The following is a 23,770-nucleotide window of genomic DNA, read 5'->3' on the forward strand; positions in this document are numbered from 1 at the left end:
AGCGGAGCTGTTGGGGGACGGAAGAGCGACAGCCGTTAGTTCATCGCCTTAGGCCGATCGCCGACGAAGGGGCCGATGCCAGTGGCCTCGACGGTCACGAGGAAGGCTGCGTGTGCATCCGCATCCGTAGCGAATGTGTCCTGCCACCGCGTACAGCCGGAGAAGTGGATTACCTCCATCCGCCAGCGATCCTCCGTGCCGGCAAGGCGGTAGATCTCGACCTCTACCTCATGCCCATCGCGCGTGAAGACACCTGATAGGGGCGAACTCTCGAAGTCGCAGTCCTCGTCGTCCATCCTGGTCGCTCCGTGCAGGCGAGCAGGCCGCTCGCTCGGTCTCATCCTGGGATGGATGCGTAGAGGATGCTCACACGATCCGGCAACTGAGGCTGGCCATCTAGGCATCCGGGCTGAGAAGAGTCGTAGGTCTACCTCGCTTCGAAAGCTTCGTCATCGTCTTCAACACATGCCAGCTCAGGCAGCGCGGATCTCATGACGGCTACAAAACTGGCCTTGCTCAGGCTTTGGATTATTTTTCACCCAGTACGCAAATTTAATATCTCTTCGGCATTCCTTATCATTATAAACACCATTCGATGCCTCGGACAGCTTCGCATTCGCGGCATTGATTGACATTACCGCAATCGCAAATGCCAAAAAAATTGATCTCATAATAAATACTCATCCACGCGCTGAATAGATGACAGTATCGCTAACCGCTATATATATCGTCATGGCTAGGATCAACAACGAAAGATACGCATGGAGCGAGTTACTATAGGCGATCCATGCAGTCTGGCTCACAAAAACGAACTGACCAAAGAGGGTGCTTCTGGTAGTCGTCGGCCTTTGCAGGCCTAAACTCATTCTGCCTCCGGATCAGATCCCTCTCGACACTAAACGTCGGGTAATTGACTTCGAACGATATCGGCAGAACTCGAGCGGAAGAGGGAACCGCGCTGAGAGCTACAACGCTGACCGCGACAGCGAAGGCCGTGAGTTTCATGTCGATTTCATCCTTGCTCAGTTAATTGGTCAAATTCGAACCAATTATGCTTTTGTCTAGGCCGGTGCATTTGGCGGCGGCCTGATGATTGGATATCGCGCCTGGTCCGAGGATTAAGTGTGTAAAGACACCCTCGGCAAAATTCACACTCGTCGATCAGGCGTGTGGCGCAACGACTGCCTGATCTTGATCCCGCTCAAAACCAAATGCGGCACGAGATATCGAATGGTCGCGTCGGTGAACCAGCCCATGCGAAGTTCCCAGACCTAAAACCTGATGGATCAAGTAGAATAGCTATGCCGGGAAGCTGATAGGGCTTCAGCCCTCCTGCCTGTTTTCAGGAGCAGTAGCGCCGCCGCCTCGGATCAGAGCGCCACCAGCACATGGGGGCGGAAATCCGATCGCCTCAAGGCGACGGAGCTTCGGCCTGCACTTCGATCAATGGCGGTCGTTCAAACGAGATTGCGCCCCCTGCTGGTGCATCTCCCGTCATCTGTGTCTTTCAGCACTTCCATAAAACAGTTGATGCCGTACACGGATTTTGCCGGACATGGACGGCTTTGTCTTCGAGACTTCACGGTATTTGCGAGAATGAAGCGAATGATCATCTTCTCCGTTGTGACCTTACTCGGTACATCATCCTTTGTGGCCCCTGCGCTCGCTTTTTGGGTGTAGCTTTCTGGCGCCGATAGACGCGGGCACGATAAGCGACGAGCGTACGCGACCCACGGCGGCTAATTCTGCCAACAATGCCCCGGCGCCCTCGCCGGGGTCAGCCACTTCAGCGGCCCTTGGCTGACAATACCTTGGTCGTCGTAGCCCGCGGCTCTCGCCGGGATGAGCGAGACGACGACATGGATTAGCGACCGACGTTGCGATCCGAATGGCGCGCTGACCGCCTCGCCGCACGCAGCTTCACCAGCAACGCCTTGAAATCGATGATCTCCTGAGCGGGAACTTCCGGGACACGCCTACGTCCCCGAGTAAACTCAGGCGGGCATTCTATCCGTTTCTGCTGCTCTCGAAACCGGGCGATGTCCTCGGGATCAAACCGCTTGCGGATGCGCACAGCTCTCGCCATCCTCGCTCTCATTGTCGCTGCCGGTAGTGCGGAGGCTGATGAATGCGAAGGAGTTATTAAGCTCCAGGGATACCTCACCCGAGCGCAATTCCAGTGTGGCTTGACTAAGAACGATCGCCTGACCGTGCCGCAAGCTGAAGAATGCGCAATTCGAATGAACGAGCGCAAGATGCAGCATATCCTCACTTCTGGGATGAGGATGTACGACAAGCAAGAGTCGGAATTCGGACGCGAAGCTACTTGCGCCGAGCCGTCGAAGCACTATCCAAGCATAATGGTCCGGTAGTCAGACTTCCACATCTCTGAACACCACTGCGCTGGTTGATGTTAGGGACCGTCCGCCTTCGCCATCTGTCGCCCATGGCTCTGAACCACGTCGCGAAAGAGGTTCCCGGCGGTCGAGGTCGTGACACGTCGAGCGGTTAAAACAGTATATTGCCGCGAAAGATGATTGCGATTACCGTTGTCATGCCAACCTACTTGTGCTCGATCTGAGCAATATGCGTCCATAAGAGAGATAATTAGGCCGGATATGCGGTAAAACTTGGTATTTGCTTGTATTTATTATGCTCTAAAACTCTGCGCTCGTTCTATAGGAGGACACGCATGTTAAGCAGGCGCATATTCACTGGATGCGCGATTTGCGCCGCCATCGGCTTGATGGCTGACGACGTGTCAGCACAGGCACCGAGCGGCATAAAGCGAGCGATTACTTCTCGGGTCGATGGTCCGATGGATGGCTACGAAACCCTACAGGTAGTGGTCGATCTTGAGCCGAACTTCGTCCTTGGTTGGCATACTCATCCCGGCACTGAGGCGGGCTACACGGTGGGCGGCGGCGGCGAGCTACGCGCGAAGGGTAAGGAGGCGCAGATGCTCAAGCCCGGCTCTTCCTGGGTAACCGCGGCTGAGACTCCGCACATGCTGCAGAACGGATCCGAGGCAACCAAGCTGTTCGTCACGTTCACAGTGCAGAAGGGGAAACCCCTGTCGTCACCGGCCCCAGCGCCAACATAGGCGCGCCCCTAGTAGATCGACGCCCATCAGGTTCACTCCGCCTTCGCCATCTGGCGCCCGTGGCTTTGCACGATGTCGCGGAAGAGGGCTGCCGTCTCGACAGCGCCGGGCCAAGGCCTATCCTGCTTTAAGATCCTGACGGCTCTGGGAGGTCTCGATGGCTGATGAACAGAACGGTGCCAAACCCCCTTCTATGGAAGAGGTCACTGTCCGCGAGAACGCCAGCAAGACACGACTTATCGAAGACGGAGGCCCGTCTGAGCAGTCGCACGTCGCAGACGCCGCGAGTGACGATCAGGCGGCCGACACCGTTCCCGAGGCGGAGGAGCCTGGCCTCGTCAACTCGGTAAGGGGGATGTAGGCGTTCAGCCCCCGCTCAGCCGGAGCCATCGTCCGCCCCCGACTGAGCACCACGACCTTGAACAGGTTGCCAGCGGCTGAGGCCCATTCCGCTTTTGCCATCTGCCGACCGTGGTTCTGAACCACGTCGCCGAAGAGATGACAAATGGAGTCGGATACCTGGGCTCTCACTGACAAGCCACGAGACCGCTGACAGCCTTCGCGGCGTCCGCGAGATCTGCCGGGTCGAGCTTCTGTCCGTTTATCGAGCCAGGAGTGATCGTCACCCCGTTGCTCTCAAGGAACGAGGCTAGGATCGCTCCCTTGATGGCGAAGTTGATATTTTGCGGGAAATCGCCGGACGCAATCGCGACCTTGAGGACGTTCAACTTCGACTGAACGACGCCTGCGACGTTGCCGAAGTTGTCGAGCACAGGGCCACCGGAGTTGCCGGACTGAACGGGCGCGGAGATCTGGTAAAAGCGCGAGTCGTCGTTCACTCCCGCCAGCGCAGTGACATTGCCGAGCGTGAAGTTGCCCGTGTTGGCGAGCATGTCGAGGTGCGGATAACCGAAGGTAGCGATGCCTTCACCGAGCCGAGCGCCGAGCCGCACGGGAGCGAATTTGTGCCCATCTGCGCCGATGACCTGAACCAAGGCCATGTCGTTGGCGGCATCGGTGGCCTTCACACTCGCCTTCCGGATCTGACCGTCCGGCGTCTTCACAACGACCTCCTTGCAGGTGTCGATGACGTGGTTGTTCGTGATGAACCGCCCCTGCCCGTCGACGAAGAAGCCGCTGCCTGTCGAGATCTTATCCTCCGGCTTGGCCTGCGCGACCGGCGGCGGTGCGATGAGGCTCGGTGCGGGCGCGAGCGGCTTTGGAGTTGGTGGGATCGCCGCAGGATCCGGCCGGCTCACCGGTACGACGGCTGGAGCCGCAGCGGCGCTCGCCGGCGCCTCCTCCAGGAAGCCAGGCGGCTCTACGAAGGGCCTCCCGTTCATCACCGAGCCAAGCGACGCCGACATCAGCACGGCAATGCGCTCGCCGTTCACGACGCCGTTGGCGTTGTTCCAGAACGCCACGAAGCCGAGGATACCTGACCCATCCTGATGATAGCGCAGATATTTATCCTCACCTGAAGCCGTCGTCGCCGAGATGACAAACCAGCCGTCCTTTAGTACGGAATAATGGACGAACGTACCGTCCATTTTCATCTTGTTCAGCGTGTCTGCATAAACAAAATCGGCGGTGATGTCGGCGAAATAGTTATAGAGAACGCGGAAACGACCTTGTGAGTCTCGGTAGGAGAGACCATTTTTATTTTGATAGGGTCGCAGACCCATACCCTGCGGGATCCAGATCGGGCGCCCGCGTGTCGGATGGCCGATCTGGCGGAACTCCCACATGTTGAACATGGGCCGCGCTGCAGCCAGCAACCTATCCGAGGTCACCCGATCCAAGCTGCCCGATGGCGTGAGACCGTTCGCGATCTGAAAGTCGCGGGTCGCGTTGAAGGTATGCAGGGTGAAGCGCTCAGTCGGCACGGCGTTCTGATAGCCTGCCCCTATCAGCATGGTCTGAGCGATAACTCGCTCTCGCAGGTCGTAGCGCGAATTGAAGAAGTCCTCGGCGGGGTAGTAGGCAGGCGGCTTCGGCGCAGCGACGGCCGGAGAGACTGACAGAGCCAAGGCCAGCAAGGCCGATCCGCACCGCATCTCTTCACCTTTGCCGCTCAGCCAAGAGCCACATTCTTGCCACAAAATCTTAAGTTGCAATAGCTCAGGTTGCGGAGGCTGATTGCTTGGTTACCCCCGACAGCGAAACAGCCCGCTATCTGATAGGGCGCAGCATGGCTGAGTAGGCTGTCGGCGCAGATGGATCGCATTAATTTGTCGAGAGGATCAGAAGCACTCGTTGGGCTCAGTGATCCGGCCCAGCAGCGGGCGCGTTCGCTGCAAAAACATCAATCTCTGCGCCCTGGAATGCTGGACTTGCCCAATCGCGCCGCGGCCCAAGCGTCGACGCGCATACGTGGCCCCAGAATGACGAGACGTCCAATTGCGCGTGACTCTATGCCCCTGTAACTTGCGATAAGCGTCATTCTCGAAAGTTATGGTCGAGCGGCATGAAAGGGGCGGAATGAAATGAAGCCTCAGCTATCTTCGCCCGCTGACGCGTTCGCGCCACTTCGCGATGCCGCGTCGAGCGCCGCCCGCAATCTCGGCCTGACCTGCGCGCCGTGGCAGCTCTCGCCCGAGCACTGGCAACGCGTGCTCAATGCCGTCGAGGCGCGAGCAAGGATGCGAGGGCTTGGACTGCCTTTCGGCTGGCGGGACGAATTGGCCGTCCAGATCGGCCGCACGGAAGCCGACGCCCACGCTGGGCCGGAAAGCTAGCCATGAGTAGTGGCTCGCTCGACCGCTCGCCTACCATCGCCCTCATTGACGGTACGACCGGCGCTCGGCTGCCAACCAAGCCCGCTCACGGTAGCCCGTGCAACGGCTGCGGGCTGTGCTGCACTATGGAGCCTTGCGGCATAGCCCGTGAGTTCATCCCCGATCATCCAGAGGAGGGGCCGTGCCTCGCCCTCGAATGGGAGGCGGGCCGGTTCTCCTGCGGCATGATCCGTCGGCCCAGCCACTACATGCGGCTCCCGAACGATTGGGCGGATAGCGTACTCGGCGACATGATTGCGAACGCCCTTGGCGCCGGCCGAGGCTGCGATGCCGAGATCTGACCAACAGCCTGCAAAGTTTTACGGAGAGGCCGCGAAACCCTTGGCCGAGGTTCTCCCCAGATCGGGGGAAAATCCTTCGGTTGAGGCTCTTGCGGTCCCCGGAAACAACCTACCGACCGAAGCCGCTGCGATAGTCCGCGCCTATCAACGTGCCAGTAAGGCCGATGCGACCGTACGCGCCTACACGTCGGATGCCCGAGTGTTTCAGGACTGGTGCGCCCAGTTCGGCTTCCAGTCCCTGCCGGCGAGCCCTGAGGCCGTAGCTGCCTTCATCGTCTCGGAAGCCGAGAATGGTCGTGCCGCCTCGACGCTCGGCCGGCGGCTCGCTGCAATCCGGTACGCGCACAAGCTGGCGAGAGCAGCCGACCCGACAGATGATGAAGGCGTGCGGGCCGCCATGAAGGGCGCCAGACGCAAGGTGGGCGTCGCGCCGACACAGAAGGCTGCCGCGACGGCTGAGATCCTGGCCGCACTCCTGATGCGGACGCCGGACACGCTAACGGGCAAGCGCGATCGGGCCTTGCTCGCTCTCGGCTTCGCAGGAGCCTTCCGCCGATCCGAGCTGGTGGCGCTCGACGTCGAGGACCTGCGCGACGATCCAGAAGGCCTGCGCGTCCTGGTCCGCCGAGGCAAGACGGACCAGGAGGGTAGCGGGTTCGAGAAGGCCATCCCGCACGGGCGCTTCATCCGCCCCGTCGCCCTGGTGCGCGAATGGCTGGACGCGGCTGGGATCACGTCGGGCCCGGTGTTCCGGCCAGTGTCTCGGTCGGGGAGGGTGCGCAAATCTGCGCAGGGGGGCAACGAGGGGGTGTTGAGCACCCACCCCTTTGGGGATGGGGTGCAGGTCCAGCACCCCGCAGAGGGTGAGGAATTCCCCCACCCTTTGCATCAATCCGATGCGAAGCCGTTGCGCTCCCCCGATCCGGGGACCGCAAATCCACCCCGGCTAACGACCCAGGCCGTGGCCGACATCATCAAGAAGTACACGGCCACCGCCGGCCTCGATGCGTCGACTTTCGGCGCGCATAGCCTGAGGGCTGGCTACATCACGACCGCGGCCGAGCACGGCGCCGATCTCGCGCGGATCATGGATCAGTCCGGCCATCGGGATCCCCGAACGGTCGTTGGCTACATCCGCCGCGCCAACGCGTTCAAGAGTCATAGCGGTTCGGGGTTTCTCTGAGAGGCAACATGGACGGTAAGCTCGACCCATCATTCCGGGGAAAGACGGACAGCCAGCACCTCGAAGACGGCATTGTGGTCACCTTCGATCACGCTCTTCCAGATAAGTGGGCGGACAAGACCACGGTCTATATCGATCACCCATCTGGGGCTGAGACCACACTCTGGAACGAAGAGCACGAGACGACGGACACTTTCAGCTTCAAGCCGTTCGATTGGGTGACCCTTCACGTCAACCTAATCAAGTTCGAAGCGACCAAGCTGAAGGTACAGATCGTGGGGGAAGACAAGAGACCTCACATCGATCTCGCTCCTCCCAAGGCTTGAACGCCGATTGAAATCGAGCCGATGTCGAAGAGCAGCCCCAGGCAGTCCATTCCCTACGGCGCGTGGCCGATGGAGATGCGGGCCGACATGGCCGCTGCTTTCTGTGACGAGCCGAGCGTCGAGGCGTTCAAAGCCAAGGTCGAGCGTGGGATCTACTCGCAGCCGGTCAGGCAGAAGGGTTGTCTCCCGAAATGGCACCGGGAGCGCCTGACCCACGACATCGCCCGACGGCACGGATTGCAGCACGAGCTACCGCTGCTCCGAAAGAACCTTGAGCATCTGATCTGACCGGAGCGCCCTATGAGCGACGACGAAGAGCAACCGCAACGCCCGAAGCCCGACGGCCGCCAGAAGGACGCCATGGACAGGGCCATGAAGCGCTACGATGCGCGATCCGAGCCCTTGGCCTTCGCCGATCAGCCCGAGGGGACCAACAAGCTCAGCATCTCGGGCAAGCACAGTGACCGGGCCGGGCATGTGCTGCATCTGCTCGACACGTTCGGCACGGCCTCGGCCGAGTTCGCGCAGAACAGCGTCGGGCAGGTGGCGGCCGTAATGCGAAGCCGCGGCGAGGCTCGACCCGATGATACGTCACTGAACGCGGGCATCGGAGCCGTCAGCGGGATCGCGCCTGAGAACGAGATCGAGGCTATGCTCGCGGTGCAGATGGTCGGCACCCACGCGGTGGCGATGGAGATGCTGACGAAGGCCAAGCTGGCGAGCACGACCGACCAGCTAGAGCGGTACGGCGCCCTCGCGACCAAGCTGCTGCGCACCTACACGACGCAGATTGACGCCCTGTCCAAGCTCCGGCGCAAGGGCGAACAGACCGTGCGAGTCGAGCACGTCCACGTCTACGAAGGCGGTCAGGCGATCGTCGGCAACGTCACCCAAGGGGGGAGGGGTCACCTCGAAAATGGACATCAAGCCCATGCACCTACCGACCCGCGAGCCCTCGCAGTTGCGCCTGTCAGCCCGGTGCTGTGCCACGACCCGGCGCGGGACGTTCTGCCTGTCGCCAGCGGTGAGCGGGAAGGCCCGGTGCCGAATGCACGGCGGCGCCAAGGGAAGCGGCGCTCCGAAGGGTAGTCAGAACGGCCGGTACCGGCACGGGATGCGAACTCAGGAAGCGCAGGCCGAGCGGCGTCAGGTTCGAGCGATCATTGCCGAATGGCGCGAGGTATCGAAGCTGCTCACAGTATGACGATCGGCCGTTTCGGGAGCAATACGCACGCACGCGCGCGCGAGGCTCGACGATGAGCTAAAATGAGCTAAGCGGATTGGCCGCGCGAGAGGGCCACAGAGTCCGCAAAGCGATTATCAATGAGCGGCTTAGCCCCGTTCATCCGTTAGCATGCTGAGCGTCCAAAATGGACAAGCGGGCTGTGCACCAACCAATGGAAATCAAAGGCAGCACGATAGGTTTGGTAGGCCGGGGCAGTTGGCCCGGGCAGCCTTAGTGGTGCAATTCCGACGCTTGGTCCCGCCGTGAGCGTCTCGTCTCGACCCGACGCAGACGTTCACGATCAACCCGGCTGACACTATAAGCGGACGTAGCAGAGCCCTGGAGGCCCGCATGCTCGTCGTCCTCGGCGGACTACCCGGCACAGGCAAGACGACCCTGGGGAAGGCCCTCGCCGTCAGACGTTCGGCTGCCTACGTCCGCGTGGACGAGATCGAGCATGCGCTGACTCACCATGCGAAGCTCGGCCCCGAGATCGGTGCGGCAGGTTACATGGTAGCCTTCGCCGTTGCCGCATCGAACCTCAGGCTCGGCAGTCTCGTGATCACTGACAGCGTCAATCCAGTCCCAGCGAGCCGGCAGGGGTGGCAGGACGTGGCGCGCGGAGAGGCCGCGCACCTCCTCGAGATCGAGGTCATCTGTAGCAATGTGGTGGAGCATCGACGCCGCGTCGAGACCAGAACCGCGGACATAGCCGGGTTCGAGCTTCCCTCTTGGTCGTCAGTCATGGGACGCGACTACGTGCCGTGGACATCGCCCAGGCTAGTAGTGGATACGGCTCTTCTCACGCGGGACGAGGCGGTCGCCGCGATCGAGGCCGCGATCAACGGATTATCCGGAGGGGTGCCCCCAACCTCCTGAGCGGCGGTCCACCTTCTCCCGATGCGGACGGGCCACTGCCGACCCGGCATGGTCATTCAACGCCTGCAGCCGGGATCCCCAAAGCAGACGAAGCCCACAACCGCTGGAAGGCGACTTTCGACCTTTGTTTCTTCTGGGATGCGCTCGTTGGGAGGGTGCCTCTGAGCTCCTTCGCTGCCGGCGAGACACATAGGCACGGGTTGAACCCAATCGCTTTCAATGCAATAGGCCCGGCAGGGTGCGCGGTCCGTCTAGTCGGGCCGGCAGGTCGAGCGCTGGTCGGGCCGCCAGCGCCGGAGACCCGTGCTCGTGCCGTCCCATTCCTACGCCGTTCCGCGGCGTCGCCGCCCCGTGTCGGCGCTTCGCGACATCCTAGTCAGCGAGGCTGGCGGCGGCCTCGTCCTGATGGCCAGTGCCGCGCTGGCGCTGGCGGTGGCCAACTCGCCTCTGTCGGACACCTACTTCGCCGCGCTCAAGGCCTATCTCGGCCCGCTCTCGGTCCTGCACTGGGTGAACGACGCCCTGATGGCGGTGTTCTTCCTGCTCGTCGGGCTGGAGATCAAGCGCGAGGTGCTCGACGGGCGCCTGCGCACGTGGCCCGACCGGATCCTGCCGGGGCTGGCTGCGCTCGGCGGCATGGCCGCGCCGGCAATCGTCTACGCCGCGGTGAACTGGCACTCGCCTGACACGCTGCGGGGCTGGGCCATACCGGCCGCCACAGACATCGCCTTCGCGCTCGGCGTCCTGGCGCTGCTCGGATCCCGGGTGCCAGTCTCCCTCAAGATCTTCCTGACGGCGCTCGCCATCATCGACGACCTCGGCGCCGTGCTGATCATCGCCCTGTTCTACACCGCCGACCTGTCGCTCCCGATGCTGGGCGGGGCTGCCGCGACGCTCGCCGTGCTCTACGGGCTCAACAAGGCCGGCGTGGCGCGCCTGTGGCCCTACCTGCTGCTCGGCGTCGTGCTGTGGGTGTTCGTCCTCGCATCGGGCATTCACGCGACCATCGCCGGCGTGTTGCTGGCCCTGACGGTGCCCCTGCGCCTCAGCGTGGGTAAGCCGGACGATCCGACTTCGCCCCTGCACATCCTGGAACACGCGGTCCATCCCTGGTCTGCCTACCTCATCCTGCCGATCTTCGGCTTCGCCAACGCCGGCGTGTCGCTGGCGGGGATCACGCCGCACATGCTCCTCGACCCCGTGACGCTGGGGGTGGCGCTCGGCCTGTTCGTGGGCAAGCAGATCGGCGTGTTCGGCCTCGTCCTCGCCGCTGTGAAGCTCGGGCTGGCGCAGCGCCCGGCCCATGCCGGCTGGTGGCAGGTCTACGGCGTTTCGCTCCTGTGCGGCGTCGGCTTCACCATGAGCCTGTTCATCGGTCTGCTCGCCTTCGCAAACGCGCCTGAGCTTGAGGCCGAGACCAAAGTCGGCGTGCTGATCGGCTCGCTGGCCTGCATGGCCGCCGGAGCGCTGGTGCTGCGGTTCGCCCCGGCCCGCCCGTCCCACCGCTGAGCCGGGACCGGCCGCGCCCCGACCATGCGCGGCCGCCTCGATCGACCTCCCAGAACCAAGTGAAGCATCATGCCTCGTCAGTTCCCGCGGCGTCGTCCCGGCGCCATCGAGGGCCGTCTCTCCGACCTCATCCTCGCCCTCACTGGGGTCCTGCTCCTCGGGATGGGGATGCTGATGCTGCTGTCGTGGCTATCGGGGGATGCCGAGGGCGCCATGGCCGGTTACGGCATGACATCGAACTCCTGAGGTTCACTCCCTGCCGATCCGACGACCGATGACGACGTTCACCGCGACGCTGCGCGAACTCTATGAGGAGGACACCGGACGCGCGCACCGCTTCCGCTACGCCCTGCTCGTGTTCGACGTGGCGACCATCGCCTTCGTGGTCGTCACTTCGTTCCTGCCGCTGAGCCCATGGATCGTCGCCTGCGACGTAGCGGTGGGCCTGTGCGTGCTCCTCGACTTCGCCGGCCGCCTGCTCGTCAGCCGCGCGCCGCTGCGCGAGTTCCGTCACCTCAGCACCTGGGCGGACCTCGTGGCGGTGGCGTCGTTCCTCGCCCCATTGCTGGTCGAGGGCGTCGGCTTCCTGCGCATCCTGCGGACGCTGCGCATGCTGCGCACCTACCACCTGCTGGAGCGGCTGCGGCAGGACAGCGGCCTGTTCCGCCGCAACGAGGACGCGATCCTGGCCGCGACCAACCTCGTGGTCTTCGTTTTCACGATGACCGGCATCGTCTACGCCACCCAGCACGACCACAACCCGGCTATCCAGACGCCGGTCGACGCGCTGTACTTTACGGTCACCTCGCTGACGACGACGGGCTACGGCGACATCACCCTGCCGGGCCCGACAGGTCGGCTGCTGTCGGTGTTCGTGATGATCTGCGGTGTGACGCTGTTCTTCCGCCTCGCGCAGGTGGTGCTCCGACCCTACAAGGTGCGCTTTCCCTGCACCGCCTGCGGTCTGCAGCGGCACGAGCCGGATGCCGTGCACTGCAAGGCCTGTGGCAACATCCTGAACATCCCCGACGAGGGAGCCTACTAGCCGTCGGAGGCAATGTCGCGGAAGCGCCGGTAGCGGTCCTCCAGGTCGGCGAGGTCGGACGGGTCCGCCACGTCGCGGCGGGCCGCGGCGATAACGAGGCCGGCATGGCGAGAGAGTTCCGCCGCCCGGTCGGGCCGCCTCTCGACCTCGGCGACGCGGGCGAGCACGTCGAGCATCCGGCCGAGCACGTGCACCGAGCCGGCCGCGTTCTGCCGGATCATGTGGAACATGGCATCGCACAGCCCGTCGTAGTCCGTGACCGGATGGACGAGAACGGCTTGGCCGTCGCGCAACACCACGCCGGTCGGCAGGTGCCTCGGCGCGATCCGGCACAGGGCGTCGCCGAGGTGGTCGACGACGCTCCCGGCGGTGAACGGGTCGTTGATGCCGGGTGAGAGCGCCCGGACCGCGATCTCGACCAACTGCCGGACCGAGTATTCCGCATCCTGGAGCGCGGCGGGGCGGCGGCCCAGCGTCACCGCGTCGAGGACGGCGGCCTCGGCCCCATCGACTGGCGCGGACAGGAACGCGACGGGAAAGCCGCTCGGCACATAGTCGCCGGGCCGCACCCGCAGGATGACCGTGACCCCGCGCTCCTGGGCCCAGTCTGCTAAGGCGTCCTCGTCGAGGGCCTGGATGTAGCCGCCGCCGGTCGCGGCCACGGCCCTTCCCGTTGGCGCGTCGCCGGGACGGGCGGCACCCGGCTCGTCACGGGTATGGGTCGCGATGGCCCTGCAGAGATCCTGCTGGACGGCGTCGACCACGGTCTCGATGTTGATGCTCGTGGCGATGTGGTGGACGAACCAGACCAGCGTGCCGACCGCGACCAGCGCCAGGACGAGGGCGCCGGTGATCGCGATGTGCGGGACGAACGGGTCCTCCTCCACCGTCCGCACCGTGCGCAGGACCATGAGCGCGTAGGCGAAGGTGCCGAGGAAGATGCCGAGCACCGTCTGGTTGCGGCCGTCTCGGATGAAGTTGCGCAGGAGACGGGGACCCATCTGCCCGGAGGCCAGGGTCAGGGCGGCGATGGTGATGGAGAAGGTCGTGCCGGCGACCCCGATGTTCGAGGAGGCGATGGCGCTGAGCAGCGCCCGCGCGCCCTCGGCCCCGCCGGAATAACCCCAGTTCGTGTCCGGCGAGGAGGGGTCGAAGCCGGCGACGTGGGCCGTCTCCAGCCAGACCCCGAACTGAGCCAACAGGATGCAGCCGAGGACGACGAGGGCCGGCCGGAGCCAGAACATGTCGCCGAGGATTTCCAGCCAGGCTTTGACGCGCGCGCTCATCGTTGCGGACCGATCCCTTCCGAGCCCGGCAACGACCGGCACGATGGGGCGTTCCGGATGACCGCTGGCGGGAAGGACGGCCCTTGATCTCGATCTTCGACCTCGCGGCGATGCTGCTGACGCTGTCGGCGCTGTTCGGCTGGCTGAACCGCCGCTTCCTGCGCATGCCGCACAGCATCGGCTTGCTCGTGATGGGGCTCCTCGCCTCGCTCGCGCTTGTGCTCGTCGACGTCGCCTTCCCGGCTCAGCACCTCTACCAGGACCTCACCCGCGTCCTCGACCAGGTCGACTTCACCGGCGTTGTCATGAACGGCATGCTGGCCTTCCTGCTGTTCGCCGGGGCGATGAACCTCGACCTCCGGGCGCTCCGTGAGCGGGCCATGGCGGTGGCGACGCTCGCGTTGCTCGGGACCGTGATCTCGACCGCCTTGGTCGGCGGGGCGTTCTGGGCGGCGGGACAGGCGCTCGGAACCCCGGTACCGCTGGCCTGGGCGTTGGTGTTCGGCGCGCTGATCAGCCCGACCGACCCCGTCGCGGTGCTGGCCACCCTGAAGAACGTGGAGGTGCCGGAAGCCCTCGAAATCGAGATGCAGGGCGAGGCGCTGTTCAACGACGGCATCGGCATCGTGCTGTTCACGGTGCTCGTCGCCTTCGCGTCCGGCAAGGGCGGCGAGGCGACCAGCGCGGGCGGGGTGGCGACGCTGCTCGTGCACGAGGCCGGGGGCGGCGTGCTGCTCGGCGTCGTCACCGGCTACGTCGCCTACCGCGCGATGAAGGCCATCGACGACTTCCCCGTGGAGGTCTTGATCACCCTGGCCCTCGTGACCGGCACCTACGCCATCGCGCAGAAGCTCGGGGCGAGCGGGCCGCTCGCGGTGGTGGCCGCCGGGCTGCTGATCGGCGAGCGCGCGCCGCGCTACGCGATGAGCGACACAACCCAGAGGTACGTCTCCGCCCTGTGGACCCTGATCGACGAAGTGCTGAACTCGGTCCTGTTCCTCCTGATCGGCCTGGAGGTACTCGTCCTGCGCTTCCAGGTGGCCGGCCTGGCCCTGGCCGCCTGCGCCGCCCCCATCGTGCTGTTCGCCCGCCTCGTCGCGGTCTCGACACCGGTCCTGCTGTTCCGCTGGGGCGGCAACCTCTCGCTCGGCAACGTGCCGTTCCTGACCTGGGCGGGGGTGCGCGGCGGCATCTCGGTGGCGCTGGCACTCTCGATCCCGGAAAGCGATGCCAAGCCGGCCATCCTGGCGGCGACCTATGCGGTGGTGCTGTTCACCATCGTCGTACAGGGCTCAACCCTCGGCCTCGTGGCGCGACGTACCCTTCGAGCGAACTAGACGGTCGTCGGACGCCTCCCGGTGGATACGAGCCAGGAGACGGACCATCAATGGGCCCGTGGAGGGACGTAGGCGAGCGCATCGATACGTCCGCTCGGATGGGTCGCCCGCCGGAAAGCGGACCGGCAGTAATCCACCCTATCCGGTCATTCTGCATCCGCCTCATGCCTTCGCTCTGACGGTCACCTAGACGCTAGTTGGGAGATCGGTGCAATCAGGAGACAAATTTCCGGCGTCTCCTCGTGATATAGCGCAAAGATCACGGTTGACGATGTCGGCCAATCAGGATCTATCTCGCTCGTGTCACCGATTTGCAAATCGATAGTCTATATTTCCCAAGGGTTGAGTCAAAATTCTTTCTACGAGAGGTGCCGGCGCCTTCCGTCGGCGTCCGGTACCTGCTGTTTTTGTTTTGCTAATGGCAGGTCACGCTAGCACGGCTGCCGCAAATGACTCGTCACTATGTTGGTCTGGACGTGGCCCTGAAAGAAACTCAGATCTGTGTAATAGACGAAGAAATGAATATAGTCGCAGAGTCGAAAATTGATACCAGCCCCGAGGCGATTTCCATTTATCTACGCGATCTTGGGCTAGCCTATCATCGCATTGGATTAGAAACCGGCAGCCTCGCGCACTGGATCTATATCGGACTGGCAAGAAGTGGATTGCCGGCGTTCGTTCTTGATGCGCGGAAGGCAAAAAGCTTTCTCAGGCTGGAGACCACGAATAAGAACGACCGAAACGATGCTCGCGGCCTCGCGCGGATGATGTGCTTCGGGACGCCGCATGTGGTTCACGTCAAGTCGGAGCATTCTCAGCGAATGCGAGCCCTGTTGGCTGCCCGCAAGACGGTGCAGATTAAGATGATTGATCTAGAAATGTTCGTCCGAGGCATAATCCGGCAGTTCGGTCTCAAGATTGGTTCGGTAAGCCGGCCGAAGTGGGAAGTGCGTGTCCGCGAACTGGTTGCAGGCGACTCTTTTCTTCGGGACGTAACCGAACCGGTTCTGACATGCTGGCGCGCGTTGCGGGCGCAGCTCGCAGAGCTGACCAAGCAAGTTTCGCGCATTACGCGCCAAGATCCGGTCTGCCGCCTGCTGATGACCTGCCCTGGGGTTGGGCCGGTGATCTCACTGAGCTTCAAGAGCGCAGTCGACATTCCCGAGCGGTTTCAGAAGTCACGATCAATCGGCGCCGCTCTCGGGTTAACACCACGGCAGACTCAGTCGGGCGAAGTCGACCACAGGGGCAAGATCAGCAAGGCCGGAGATCAAATTCTACGAACACTGCTTGTCGAGGCAGCGTTTATACTGCTTAGGATGCCCCGGAGTTCGGCGCTCAAAGCCTGGGGGGTCCAAGTAGCCAAGCGCCGCGGAATTCAGCGTGCGGTCATCGCAGTGGCTCGTAAGCTCGCGGTGATCATGCACCGCATGTGGATGGACAACACCGAATTCCGTTGGGAGGACAGCGAGCCGATGAGGGTCACCTGACCGATGCGGGCCATCGTCCTTCTCATCGGGGATCCTCCTAAAATGTTGGGTGGTAAAGCATTACGACGAGGTGCAGGGCCCGCTGCCACTAAGCTCTCCCATGGATAAACTCTTCCTTGAAGGGCGCTGACGAGACGCAGAACATGGCGCAGGGTTGCAAGCCCGGCATGTACGCTTGCGCTCGGCAGTTTCTAGCTCGCTCGGGGGAGGTGAAGGCGAGACGCAGTATCGAGCGCAGAACCTCAAGTTCGCCTCGGGGAGTATTGCGCTCGCCTTCTCAGACTTATCAGACATGATCTGACGAATAATATTTGAATACACTCCATTATTGCCCTTATTGAACGCAAGTAATAATCAATACGCACCTGGAATAGCATTTGTCGAGATATGACGTTCTCTTCCTGCGCAGGTCGTGAACGAGTTTGGGCGAAGCGTCTGCTTCGATGCATCCGCAGCCCCGAAGCAGACCAGCGGAAATCCACCCTTTGCGGCCATCGCGGGTCAGTGCCAAACGTCGCATTCCAACTAATAGACACCTAGAACACCCGAACGGGCCTAACTCAGTTTCAGCATTCAACGCGCGAACTGGTTTCCAGCGTGATTTCCACCCCCAACGCGCGAGGCACCTCTAGAGCTGAGCGATCCGGGCTTGCGACGGTGGCGCGACTTTCCGGAGTTTTCGGACCCAATCACGCGCGGGGTTTTTAGAAGCCGCTACGCGAGCGTCGGCCGGGCGGCACGAAGAGTTTCTGGAGGCAGTCATCGCGAGCCGGGTTGGATGTGGGGCAAGCCCATATCGGCATCAGGTCGCCAGATTTGGCCCAGGACGGCCGCCAGCTAGAATGCGGTGCTTTGGCACAGAAATGCCCGACGGGCCCCACGCGCCGATTTTGGCGGCTTCCTAGCCCTTCCTAACCGCCGACACCGTTGACGGCGACACTCCGGTTCGGCGGGCGATTTCTCGATCCGACAGCCCCTCCGCCAGCAGGGCCTCAACGGCGGCACGACGTTCGGCGACGGGACGATGCGCGGACCGAGGGGTACGCCGGTCGGTATGGGCCTTCCCCGTGGATCGCCGGCGCTCGGCAGCCCGTGATGGGGGAGGGGTCGTCACAGCCCCACCTTCGTCAGCCGGCGAGGGGGTAACGGATCGTGACCCCCTCCGGCATCGGGCGCCAAGGGGGTAGCGGAATGCGACCCCCTTTCCTCGATCGCACCCGACCCGGCCTCGGTTTCCCGCTGGCGTTCCCATTGCTGACGGACCTCGCGGCCATCCTCTCGGACCTCGACCATGGCCGCTGCGGTGAGCGCCATCTGGCGGGCCATCTCAATGCCGGCGGCGAAGGCGGCCTGTTCACGTGCTGTCATGATTGAACCTGCACAGGGCCATTCCGCGGTGCAGCGTGACTCTTCGCACCGCACGCACGGTGCCGATCCGGCATCTTGATTGCAGACGAACTCACCGGGTCTGGTTGCAGGCCTGCCGCTTGATGAAAGGAGTGCACGATATGGTCCTGAAGGGCTTCTCCTACGCGATGATCGGCGCCTTCCTGGGCGGCCTCGCGATGACTGTCGCTGGCTCGGCCAGTGTGCTGATGGGCCTGTAAGGGCCTCGGACTACACGCGGCCTCAGCGGCCGCCGAGATCAGCGAGTGGATGAGCGGCGGGGTGCGAGCCCCGCCGTTCTCGTATGCGAGGCAGGAGCAAATCATAGCAACGCCTCTCCAACCTCGAAGCCGGCCAACTCGCATCGACGCGGCGTCCGGACCTGCTCTGACACTCGCTGTGTTACTCCTGCACACGGAGAGCGTCCGATGCCCGATAAACCAATGACCTCGAACACGCAGGATCTCGCAGACGCCGAGTACGACGCCGAGCGCTGGGCTCGAGTTGGCGCCGAACAGAAATCCATTCGTCCGATCAGCCCCAAGGCACCCTCAGACCCGCTGGAAGGCCCGGACGTCGGCTTGACGCAGAAGGGCACTGACGAGGATGCAGTCGTGAAGCGTGAGACGGACGTGTGAGCGCTCGGAAGACGCACGTCCAGCCTCTCAGCCTCACGCAACAATCGGAGCAATCCTCGAGACATCCAGCTTGGCCATAAGGCGGCTTCAGAACAGCCGAGCTGACGAGGTCACCATGACCAAGCCGATCACCCTGACGAACCGTCTCGTCGACGCTGTCGTGACGGCTGCCATGGCGTTCAGCCTGATCGTGCACGCGCAGTTCATGATCCTGCCGCCGCACCTCGTGTGAACAAATGCCAGTCAGCACAGCTCCAAGAATTGCCTATCGCGAACACGCGTGATGCAGTCATATCCACGCACCCGCCTCGCTCGCGAACTCAGCCGTATCGATTATTGACTGTCCGTCTGTCGTCCTTGAACTACATCCGGAGGCAATAGCGCGAGGTCAATCAGATCCTTCACGGTCGTCCCAGCCACACCACGAGGATCTTCGCTACCTACTAACTTGAGGTTTTCAGCCAACATTTTGATGATCGCCACTCGCTGTTCGTCGGCCATCAACGATATGGTCATACCGAGTGCCGACTGCAGAACTTCGAAACGCACCGTCAGGTCGCGGAGTTCTTCGAGCAAAATGTTTTCGAGTGGCGAGGACACGGGCAGCTCCACCGGTACCAATGATCCCAAAGTAGCGCGCTTGCTGAGGTTCGCCTGCGTGAGGGCCTACTCACTTCGGAGGTATGAGGTGGGCGAGCCGTGCGCTGCCCGCCGCAGCCGATGCGGTCGAAGACGCAGCGTTCGGCCGACGTGCGGCCGGGATGGAGCATGGGGGGCTCGGTCATCAGCAAGCCTCCGGCTGGGCGGCAAGCTCGGTCTCGACCAGTTCCGCGGTGCGCAGGACGGCAGGCCCGACGAAGTCGGCGACGGCGCGGCCCTTCTCGTCGTCCGGCAGGCTGGCGACGATCTCCAGGCCGACGGAGGCGCCGAGCAGCACGACGTGGATCAGTCCGGTCGGCTCGTCCGTGCGGCGGGCGAGGGAGACGATCAACGGGCCGGCGTGCCCGTACAGGGCGATCTCCTCGTAGTGCGCTGTCGAGGCCGGCTTCGAACGGGTCGGCAGGGTGATGATGTTCGACATGGTGGATCCTCTCAGGCTGCGGAACGGGTGAGGGCGGGGCAGGCTGCCAGGATCTGGTAGCGGTCGGTGGTAGCGAGCGCGGTGAAGGCGACTCAGCTACTCTTCAGCAAGCTCGGGAAATGGCTCTTGGCCGTTCCGACAAAGCCTAATTCGCCAATCATTTCTGTGTGGGGGCAAACCGTGAACCTGTCGGAATGAAGCCTGTTTTGGTTCAGCACTCCGTCGTCTTCTAAGCGGCAGGTCGTAGGTTCGAGCCCTACCGGGGTCGCCAGGTCATTCCGCGTGGCCCTGTCATCCGGCCCTACGGCGCGGCCGGCGCGGCGGGGTTCGCCGCCTCCTGCCGGTCCGGCAGGCTCCGCTTCCAGCGCGCCCGCAGGACGGCGGGCCGGAGGCCGTGCCGCTCCTCCAGGAACTCGGCGTCCGTGATCCGGTCCGTGCGGAAGTGCCGGAACGCCCCGCGCAGCTCGCACCAGCCGGCCACCATCCGGGCCTGATCGAAGAACCCGACGATCACCGGCCAGATCACGCGCCGGCTCGGATCGCCGCGGACGTCGCGGTACTGGATGCGGATCTTGCGGCCCTCGCGGATCCAGGTCCGCGCGCGGGCGACGTCGATCCCGTCCGCGGCCTGCGCGAAGGCCGTCGGCGTGCCGATCGACGGATCGGCGATGAGCGGGCGCAGGCGCTCGGGGACCACGGCGGTGATCTTGGCGATGAGATCGCGCGCCGCCTTGGCGAGGACCGGCTCGCCCCGTCCCGCGACCCACTGCGCGCCGAGGACGGCCGCCTCGATCTCGTCGGGCGTCAGCATCAGCGGCGGCATGTCGAACGCCTCGCCGAGCACGTAGCCGAGCCCGGCCTCACCCTGGATCGGCACGCGCTGGCCGACGAGGTCGGCGACGTCGCGGTAGACCGTGCGGACCGAGACCTCCAGCTCTCGGGCGATCTCGGCGGCCGTCACCGGGCGCGGCGAGCGGCGCAGGATCTGGATGATCTGAAACAGCCTGTCCGCACGCCGCATCCACCGACTCCTGCTGACAGAATGCTGTCAGCAGGGCGTCCCTACAAGTCCTCCCGCCACGGCCATCCCGCGCGCCGTGCCGACAGGAACCGCGCCATGATCACCCTGTACCACGCCCCGCAATCGCGCTCCTCGCGCATCGTCTGGCTCTTGGAGGAGATGGGAGTTCCCTACACCATCGCGCCGGTCTCGATCTTCCGGCCGATGACGGGCGAGGGCGTGCCGGACGCCACCAATCCGCATCCCGACAAGCGCGTCCCGGCCGTCCTGCACGCGGGCGGTCTGGTCACCGAGTCCCAGGCCATCGTGCTCTACCTGGCGGAGACGTTCCCCGAAGCCGGGCTGGCGCCGGCGGTGGGCGCCCCCGAGCGCGGCGCGTACCTGACGTGGCTGGCCTGGTACGTCGCCGAGTTCGAGCCCGCGCTGTTCGCCGGCCTGACGGGCGAGCTCGCGGGATCACCGCAGAAGCGCCGGAACCACGCGGCGGTGGTCGACCGCCTGGAAGCCGCCCTGGCGCGCGGCCCCTACGTGATGGGCGCGCGGTTCTCCGGCGCCGACATCCTGATCGGCAGCGCCCTGGGCTTCGGCCGCGCGGCCTTCCCGCCGAGCGCGGCCCTCGATGCCTATCTGGACCGCTGCCGGGCGCGCCCGGCCGCCCTGCGCGCCGCGGCGAAGGACGGCGCGTCGGGGCCGCAAGCCGCCTAACGCAGACGGGGCGCCGCTCCCGATTCCCGAGTGGTCGGAGCGGCCCGGACGCAATTGCGGGAATGCCGCCGCAACGGTTCCGAGCGGCTCCGGCGACCGCGGGTGTTCCGGGACACGCCGGGCCCGAAAGCTTGAGCGTACATCGGGATCACACCGCGAACACAGTCGCGAACCCGATGGAGACGACGATGACCTGGACCAACCGCATCGCCCTGGCGGCGACCCTGATCGCCGGCGAGGTCGCCCTCGTGACCTACGCGCAGGCCCTCAGCCTGCCGGCCCATTTCGCGTGAGCGAGACGGGCCCGGCGGCCGTCTCGCTCACCGACGCCGCCTGAACGCGCGCCGAACGGTTCCGCGGCGCAGCGTGACTCTTCGCACCGCACGCAGCCGGCCGATCCGGCATCATCATTGCAGTTGGTGATCCCGGGTCTCGCCCGAGACCCGCCGCTTGATGAAAGGAGTGCACGACATGGTCCTGAAGGGCTTCTCCTACGCGATGATCGGCGCCTTCCTGGGCGGCCTCGCGATGACGGTGACCGGCTCGGCCGGGGTGCTGATGGGCTTCTGAGCTGCGGCGGCCCTCGGGGCCGCCCGGGCGACGGACTGCCCGAACGGACGGCGTGAGCGGCGGGGCGAGAGCCCCGCCGTTCCCGTATGCGGGGATCGGACCGCGCGGCGGAGCCGCCGATCCCGGCCGCTCCGCCCCGGTCAGGCCGCTTCCTTGCGGGTGACGACGAGCGCCCAGATCGTCGCCGGGATCCATCCGATGATCGTCAGGTGGAGGATGATGCAGAGGATGCCCTGAAACACCTTTCCGCGCAGGAACATGGCGAGCCACGGCGCGAGAAAGCAGATGAGGATCATGATCATGGGGGCAACGGGTCTCCGCGTTCGTGAGCGAACACGGATCGCGGCGGCTGGTTCCGGACGGCCGAGCTTCCGCCGCGGCCCGGCCTAGGCGTCGGACCGCGCGCTCAGATACGCCCTGAGACGCGAGGCCCGACCGGAGCCGTCGATGCACTCGATCCCGCCGCCCGTGTTCAGCGTGTGGAGGCAGCTGCCGGGCCAGGCCGGGCCGGGCTCGATCCGGTCGAGGATGGTCTGGGCGAACCCCTCCGGGTCGAGCCGGTCGATGCGCGCCAGCGACAGGGCGCGTCCGTAACCGTGGGCGCAATCCTGGACCGGCCGGATCAGGACCCCGTCGCGCGCGACGATCCGGCCCGCGGGCCGGGCGAAGGACGGGTCGACCAGCACGGGATTAGCCGGATGCGGCGCGTACGGCCCCCGGAAGTCGGGCGCGGACCAGAGATACAGCGCGTCGTGGTGGCAGCCCGATCCGGGCGGGGCGCCGACGGGCGCGTCCCGGACGGTGGCGAACATCCACCAGCGGCCGCCGTGCTCGAGGAGCGTCGCGTCGCTCGCGACCACGCCGGAGAGGAGCGTCGCCTCTTTCACCCAGCCGCCCGGATAGCGGGTCGCCCGGTAGAGATCGACCGTGCCGGCCGCGGAACTCTCCGGCACCATCCAGACGGAGCCCGCGCGCGCGAACACGAACGGGTAGGAGAGGTGGTGCGGCTCCTCCAGCACCGGGACGGGCGGCCCCTCGGGCCCGTCCGGCCCGAAGCGGACCGCCGAGATGATCGCCTTGCCGGTCGCGTGCGGGAACTCCTCCACGAAGACGTGGGTCGTCCCGTCGACCGCGAGGGGGAACGGGTCGGCGTAGAAGCGCCGCCCGTCGTCGGGCAGCACCTGCCAGCCCTCCGCGGGATGGCGGCCCAGCGCGACGAGGTCCGGCCCGCGGAGGGTCCGCCACCCGGTGCGCCAGTGTGGGGCGTGGTAGCACAGCCTGTACAGGCGGCCGACGAGGCTCCGGGCGACGAGCCGCGCCGGCCGGGACGCCAGGATCCGCGCCGGACGGGCGGGCGCGGCCGCGGCGGGCGTCGCCGCGAAGGCGCGGCCGTCCGACCGGGCCCGCAGGGCGGCGACGACGAGCGTCGCCGTGCGCGACAGGGCATCCTCGAACGAGACGGCGATGGAACCCCGGTAGTCCGAGCCGAGGCGACCCGCGGCGACGACGGTGCCGCCTTCGAGGAGGTCGAGATGCGGGACCCGGCCGGCGAGCAGGCTCGCGAGCAGGCCGGTCTCGCCGAGGCCGCCGTCGTAGGCCACGCGCCAGACCGGGCAGGAGGCGGCCGCGTCGCCGCACAGGTCGAGCACGAGGTCCGGGGTCCCGGGACGGGTCCAGGCCGCGAGATCGGCGGGCGGCACGGGCCGCGACCCGTTCGGCGCCAGCCGGAAGATCAGGGCTTCCAGGCGGAACAGCAGATCGGCCTGTGCCGGCCACCCGTCCGGACCGGGCGCGGCGTCGACGCTCACCGCCGCGATGCCCGGCAGGCCGGACAGCCGGTCCAGCAGCGCGACGTGCCAGCGCCGCGGGTTCGCGCCGTCGAGGCGAACTCTCACATGCATGGCGCC

The 23,770-nt window shown here is 64.8% G+C and carries 26 protein-coding genes; 16 read left to right on the forward strand and 10 right to left on the reverse strand.

From position 1 onward, the window contains the following. Positions 1-35: 35 nt before the first annotated feature. Positions 36-296, reverse strand: coding sequence for a hypothetical protein (locus tag LXM90_RS01150; RefSeq protein ID WP_205833917.1), 261 nt, complete (start codon positions 294-296; stop codon positions 36-38). Positions 297-2,818: 2,522 nt separating this feature from the next. Between LXM90_RS01150 and LXM90_RS01155 the strand changes: the two genes are divergently transcribed. Both LXM90_RS01155 and LXM90_RS01160 read left to right on the forward strand, forming a co-directional pair. Continuing rightward, positions 2,819-3,103, forward strand: a complete 285-nt coding sequence (locus LXM90_RS01155) for a cupin domain-containing protein (protein ID WP_205833916.1) — start codon at positions 2,819-2,821, stop codon at positions 3,101-3,103. A gap of 157 nt (positions 3,104-3,260) precedes the next feature. Beyond that, complete coding sequence (locus tag LXM90_RS01160; RefSeq protein ID WP_205833915.1) at positions 3,261-3,464, forward strand: hypothetical protein; 204 nt, start codon at positions 3,261-3,263, stop codon at positions 3,462-3,464. A gap of 166 nt (positions 3,465-3,630) precedes the next feature. Here the strand turns inward: LXM90_RS01160 and LXM90_RS01165 are convergent, their stop codons facing one another. Then, positions 3,631-5,142: a serine protease gene (locus LXM90_RS01165; protein WP_234081555.1), complete on the reverse strand. Its 1,512-nt coding sequence runs from the start codon at positions 5,140-5,142 to the stop codon at positions 3,631-3,633. 447 nt (positions 5,143-5,589) lie between these two features. On the opposite strand from LXM90_RS01165, the gene LXM90_RS01170 reads away from it, so the two are divergent. The 10 genes from LXM90_RS01170 (at position 5,590) to LXM90_RS01210 (ending at position 12,349) form a co-directional block, all read left to right on the forward strand. Continuing rightward, on the forward strand, positions 5,590-5,841 hold the full coding sequence (locus LXM90_RS01170; RefSeq protein ID WP_234081556.1) for a hypothetical protein: 252 nt from the start codon (positions 5,590-5,592) through the stop codon (positions 5,839-5,841). 471 nt (positions 5,842-6,312) lie between these two features. Next, entirely contained in the window at positions 6,313-7,365 is a 1,053-nt protein-coding gene (locus LXM90_RS01175) for a site-specific integrase (RefSeq protein ID WP_234083097.1), read from the forward strand. A gap of 8 nt (positions 7,366-7,373) precedes the next feature. Then, complete coding sequence (locus LXM90_RS01180; protein WP_234081557.1) at positions 7,374-7,691, forward strand: hypothetical protein; 318 nt, start codon at positions 7,374-7,376, stop codon at positions 7,689-7,691. Between the two features lie 21 nt (positions 7,692-7,712). Beyond that, positions 7,713-7,979 (forward strand): hypothetical protein, encoded by a 267-nt coding sequence (locus LXM90_RS01185; RefSeq protein WP_234081558.1) that lies wholly within the window; start codon positions 7,713-7,715, stop codon positions 7,977-7,979. Between the two features lie 12 nt (positions 7,980-7,991). Beyond that, positions 7,992-8,780 (forward strand): hypothetical protein, encoded by a 789-nt coding sequence (locus LXM90_RS01190; protein ID WP_234081559.1) that lies wholly within the window; start codon positions 7,992-7,994, stop codon positions 8,778-8,780. Then, on the forward strand, positions 8,716-8,895 hold the full coding sequence (locus tag LXM90_RS31980; protein ID WP_326491893.1) for a hypothetical protein: 180 nt from the start codon (positions 8,716-8,718) through the stop codon (positions 8,893-8,895). The genes LXM90_RS01190 and LXM90_RS31980 overlap by 65 nt, the downstream gene beginning before the upstream one ends. A 372-nt stretch (positions 8,896-9,267) precedes the next feature. Further along, positions 9,268-9,795, forward strand: coding sequence for an AAA family ATPase (locus tag LXM90_RS01195; RefSeq protein WP_234081561.1), 528 nt, complete (start codon positions 9,268-9,270; stop codon positions 9,793-9,795). A gap of 303 nt (positions 9,796-10,098) precedes the next feature. Continuing rightward, entirely contained in the window at positions 10,099-11,304 is a 1,206-nt protein-coding gene (nhaA, locus tag LXM90_RS01200; RefSeq protein ID WP_419149846.1) for a Na+/H+ antiporter NhaA, read from the forward strand. A 69-nt stretch (positions 11,305-11,373) separates the two neighbouring features. After that, positions 11,374-11,550 (forward strand): hypothetical protein, encoded by a 177-nt coding sequence (locus LXM90_RS01205; protein ID WP_234081562.1) that lies wholly within the window; start codon positions 11,374-11,376, stop codon positions 11,548-11,550. A 28-nt stretch (positions 11,551-11,578) separates the two neighbouring features. Further along, on the forward strand, positions 11,579-12,349 hold the full coding sequence (locus LXM90_RS01210) for a potassium channel family protein (protein WP_234081563.1): 771 nt from the start codon (positions 11,579-11,581) through the stop codon (positions 12,347-12,349). On the opposite strand, the gene LXM90_RS01215 is transcribed toward LXM90_RS01210, so the two are convergent. Continuing rightward, entirely contained in the window at positions 12,346-13,635 is a 1,290-nt protein-coding gene (locus LXM90_RS01215) for a DUF2254 domain-containing protein (RefSeq protein ID WP_234081564.1), read from the reverse strand. The two genes, LXM90_RS01210 and LXM90_RS01215, sit on opposite strands and share 4 nt — an antisense overlap. 83 nt (positions 13,636-13,718) lie before the next feature. Between LXM90_RS01215 and LXM90_RS01220 the strand changes: the two genes are divergently transcribed. Continuing rightward, entirely contained in the window at positions 13,719-14,972 is a 1,254-nt protein-coding gene (locus LXM90_RS01220) for a cation:proton antiporter (protein ID WP_234081566.1), read from the forward strand. Positions 14,973-15,421: 449 nt separating this feature from the next. Then, positions 15,422-16,462 (forward strand): IS110 family transposase, encoded by a 1,041-nt coding sequence (locus LXM90_RS01225; RefSeq protein WP_234081567.1) that lies wholly within the window; start codon positions 15,422-15,424, stop codon positions 16,460-16,462. A gap of 901 nt (positions 16,463-17,363) precedes the next feature. Here LXM90_RS01225 and LXM90_RS32075 read toward each other — a convergent pair. After that, on the reverse strand, positions 17,364-17,576 hold the full coding sequence (locus tag LXM90_RS32075) for a helix-turn-helix domain-containing protein (protein WP_419149847.1): 213 nt from the start codon (positions 17,574-17,576) through the stop codon (positions 17,364-17,366). After that, positions 17,573-17,830 carry a hypothetical protein gene (locus LXM90_RS01230; protein ID WP_234081568.1) on the reverse strand — a complete coding sequence of 86 codons (258 nt, stop codon included), beginning with the start codon at positions 17,828-17,830 and terminating at the stop codon, positions 17,573-17,575. Before LXM90_RS01230 ends, LXM90_RS32075 begins: the two co-directional genes overlap by 4 nt. Before the next feature lie 446 nt (positions 17,831-18,276). On the opposite strand from LXM90_RS01230, the gene LXM90_RS01235 reads away from it, so the two are divergent. After that, a complete protein-coding gene (locus tag LXM90_RS01235) occupies positions 18,277-18,486 on the forward strand; it encodes a hypothetical protein (protein WP_234081569.1) in 210 nt (69 codons plus the stop codon). Positions 18,487-18,819: 333 nt separating this feature from the next. Here LXM90_RS01235 and LXM90_RS01240 read toward each other — a convergent pair whose 3' ends face one another. The 3 genes from LXM90_RS01240 to LXM90_RS01250 all read right to left on the reverse strand — a co-directional run bounded on the left by LXM90_RS01240 (position 18,820) and on the right by LXM90_RS01250 (position 20,588). Next, positions 18,820-19,098, reverse strand: coding sequence for a hypothetical protein (locus LXM90_RS01240; protein WP_234081571.1), 279 nt, complete (start codon positions 19,096-19,098; stop codon positions 18,820-18,822). Positions 19,099-19,270: 172 nt separating this feature from the next. Next, the gene (locus LXM90_RS01245; RefSeq protein WP_234081572.1) at positions 19,271-19,567 is read right to left on the reverse strand and encodes a hypothetical protein; all 297 of its coding nucleotides are present in this window, start codon (positions 19,565-19,567) and stop codon (positions 19,271-19,273) included. Positions 19,568-19,868: 301 nt separating this feature from the next. After that, positions 19,869-20,588: a helix-turn-helix transcriptional regulator gene (locus LXM90_RS01250; RefSeq protein ID WP_091682662.1), complete on the reverse strand. Its 720-nt coding sequence runs from the start codon at positions 20,586-20,588 to the stop codon at positions 19,869-19,871. 96 nt (positions 20,589-20,684) lie between these two features. On the opposite strand from LXM90_RS01250, the gene LXM90_RS01255 reads away from it, so the two are divergent. Continuing rightward, on the forward strand, positions 20,685-21,293 hold the full coding sequence (locus tag LXM90_RS01255) for a glutathione S-transferase family protein (protein ID WP_234081573.1): 609 nt from the start codon (positions 20,685-20,687) through the stop codon (positions 21,291-21,293). A 710-nt stretch (positions 21,294-22,003) separates the two neighbouring features. On the opposite strand, the gene LXM90_RS01260 is transcribed toward LXM90_RS01255, so the two are convergent. Then, entirely contained in the window at positions 22,004-22,165 is a 162-nt protein-coding gene (locus LXM90_RS01260) for a YqaE/Pmp3 family membrane protein (RefSeq protein ID WP_007567273.1), read from the reverse strand. An 84-nt stretch (positions 22,166-22,249) separates the two neighbouring features. Beyond that, complete coding sequence (locus LXM90_RS01265; RefSeq protein ID WP_234081574.1) at positions 22,250-23,764, reverse strand: formyl transferase; 1,515 nt, start codon at positions 23,762-23,764, stop codon at positions 22,250-22,252. Positions 23,765-23,770 lie beyond the last annotated feature (6 nt).

The organism is Methylobacterium oryzae, from assembly GCF_021398735.1.
Taxonomy (GTDB): domain Bacteria; phylum Pseudomonadota; class Alphaproteobacteria; order Rhizobiales; family Beijerinckiaceae; genus Methylobacterium.

What these genes read in the sequence shown, in the direction of transcription:
- LXM90_RS01150 (WP_205833917.1), bottom strand. Translation starts at nt 296, where the DNA reads ATGGACGACGAGGACTGCGACTTCGAGAGTTCGCCCCTATCAGGTGTC.
- LXM90_RS01155 (WP_205833916.1), top strand. Translation starts at nt 2,819, where the DNA reads ATGGATGGCTACGAAACCCTACAGGTAGTGGTCGATCTTGAGCCGAAC.
- LXM90_RS01160 (WP_205833915.1), top strand. Translation starts at nt 3,261, where the DNA reads ATGGCTGATGAACAGAACGGTGCCAAACCCCCTTCTATGGAAGAGGTC.
- LXM90_RS01170 (WP_234081556.1), top strand. Translation starts at nt 5,590, where the DNA reads ATGAAGCCTCAGCTATCTTCGCCCGCTGACGCGTTCGCGCCACTTCGC.
- LXM90_RS01180 (WP_234081557.1), top strand. Translation starts at nt 7,374, where the DNA reads ATGGACGGTAAGCTCGACCCATCATTCCGGGGAAAGACGGACAGCCAG.
- LXM90_RS01185 (WP_234081558.1), top strand. Translation starts at nt 7,713, where the DNA reads ATGTCGAAGAGCAGCCCCAGGCAGTCCATTCCCTACGGCGCGTGGCCG.
- LXM90_RS01190 (WP_234081559.1), top strand. Translation starts at nt 7,992, where the DNA reads ATGAGCGACGACGAAGAGCAACCGCAACGCCCGAAGCCCGACGGCCGC.
- LXM90_RS01195 (WP_234081561.1), top strand. Translation starts at nt 9,268, where the DNA reads ATGCTCGTCGTCCTCGGCGGACTACCCGGCACAGGCAAGACGACCCTG.
- LXM90_RS01205 (WP_234081562.1), top strand. Translation starts at nt 11,374, where the DNA reads ATGCCTCGTCAGTTCCCGCGGCGTCGTCCCGGCGCCATCGAGGGCCGT.
- LXM90_RS01210 (WP_234081563.1), top strand. Translation starts at nt 11,579, where the DNA reads ATGACGACGTTCACCGCGACGCTGCGCGAACTCTATGAGGAGGACACC.
- LXM90_RS01215 (WP_234081564.1), bottom strand. Translation starts at nt 13,635, where the DNA reads ATGAGCGCGCGCGTCAAAGCCTGGCTGGAAATCCTCGGCGACATGTTC.
- LXM90_RS01225 (WP_234081567.1), top strand. Translation starts at nt 15,422, where the DNA reads ATGACTCGTCACTATGTTGGTCTGGACGTGGCCCTGAAAGAAACTCAG.
- LXM90_RS01230 (WP_234081568.1), bottom strand. Translation starts at nt 17,830, where the DNA reads ATGACAGCACGTGAACAGGCCGCCTTCGCCGCCGGCATTGAGATGGCC.
- LXM90_RS01235 (WP_234081569.1), top strand. Translation starts at nt 18,277, where the DNA reads ATGCCCGATAAACCAATGACCTCGAACACGCAGGATCTCGCAGACGCC.
- LXM90_RS01245 (WP_234081572.1), bottom strand. Translation starts at nt 19,567, where the DNA reads ATGTCGAACATCATCACCCTGCCGACCCGTTCGAAGCCGGCCTCGACA.
- LXM90_RS01250 (WP_091682662.1), bottom strand. Translation starts at nt 20,588, where the DNA reads ATGCGGCGTGCGGACAGGCTGTTTCAGATCATCCAGATCCTGCGCCGC.
- LXM90_RS01255 (WP_234081573.1), top strand. Translation starts at nt 20,685, where the DNA reads ATGATCACCCTGTACCACGCCCCGCAATCGCGCTCCTCGCGCATCGTC.
- LXM90_RS01260 (WP_007567273.1), bottom strand. Translation starts at nt 22,165, where the DNA reads ATGATCATGATCCTCATCTGCTTTCTCGCGCCGTGGCTCGCCATGTTC.
- LXM90_RS01265 (WP_234081574.1), bottom strand. Translation starts at nt 23,764, where the DNA reads ATGCATGTGAGAGTTCGCCTCGACGGCGCGAACCCGCGGCGCTGGCAC.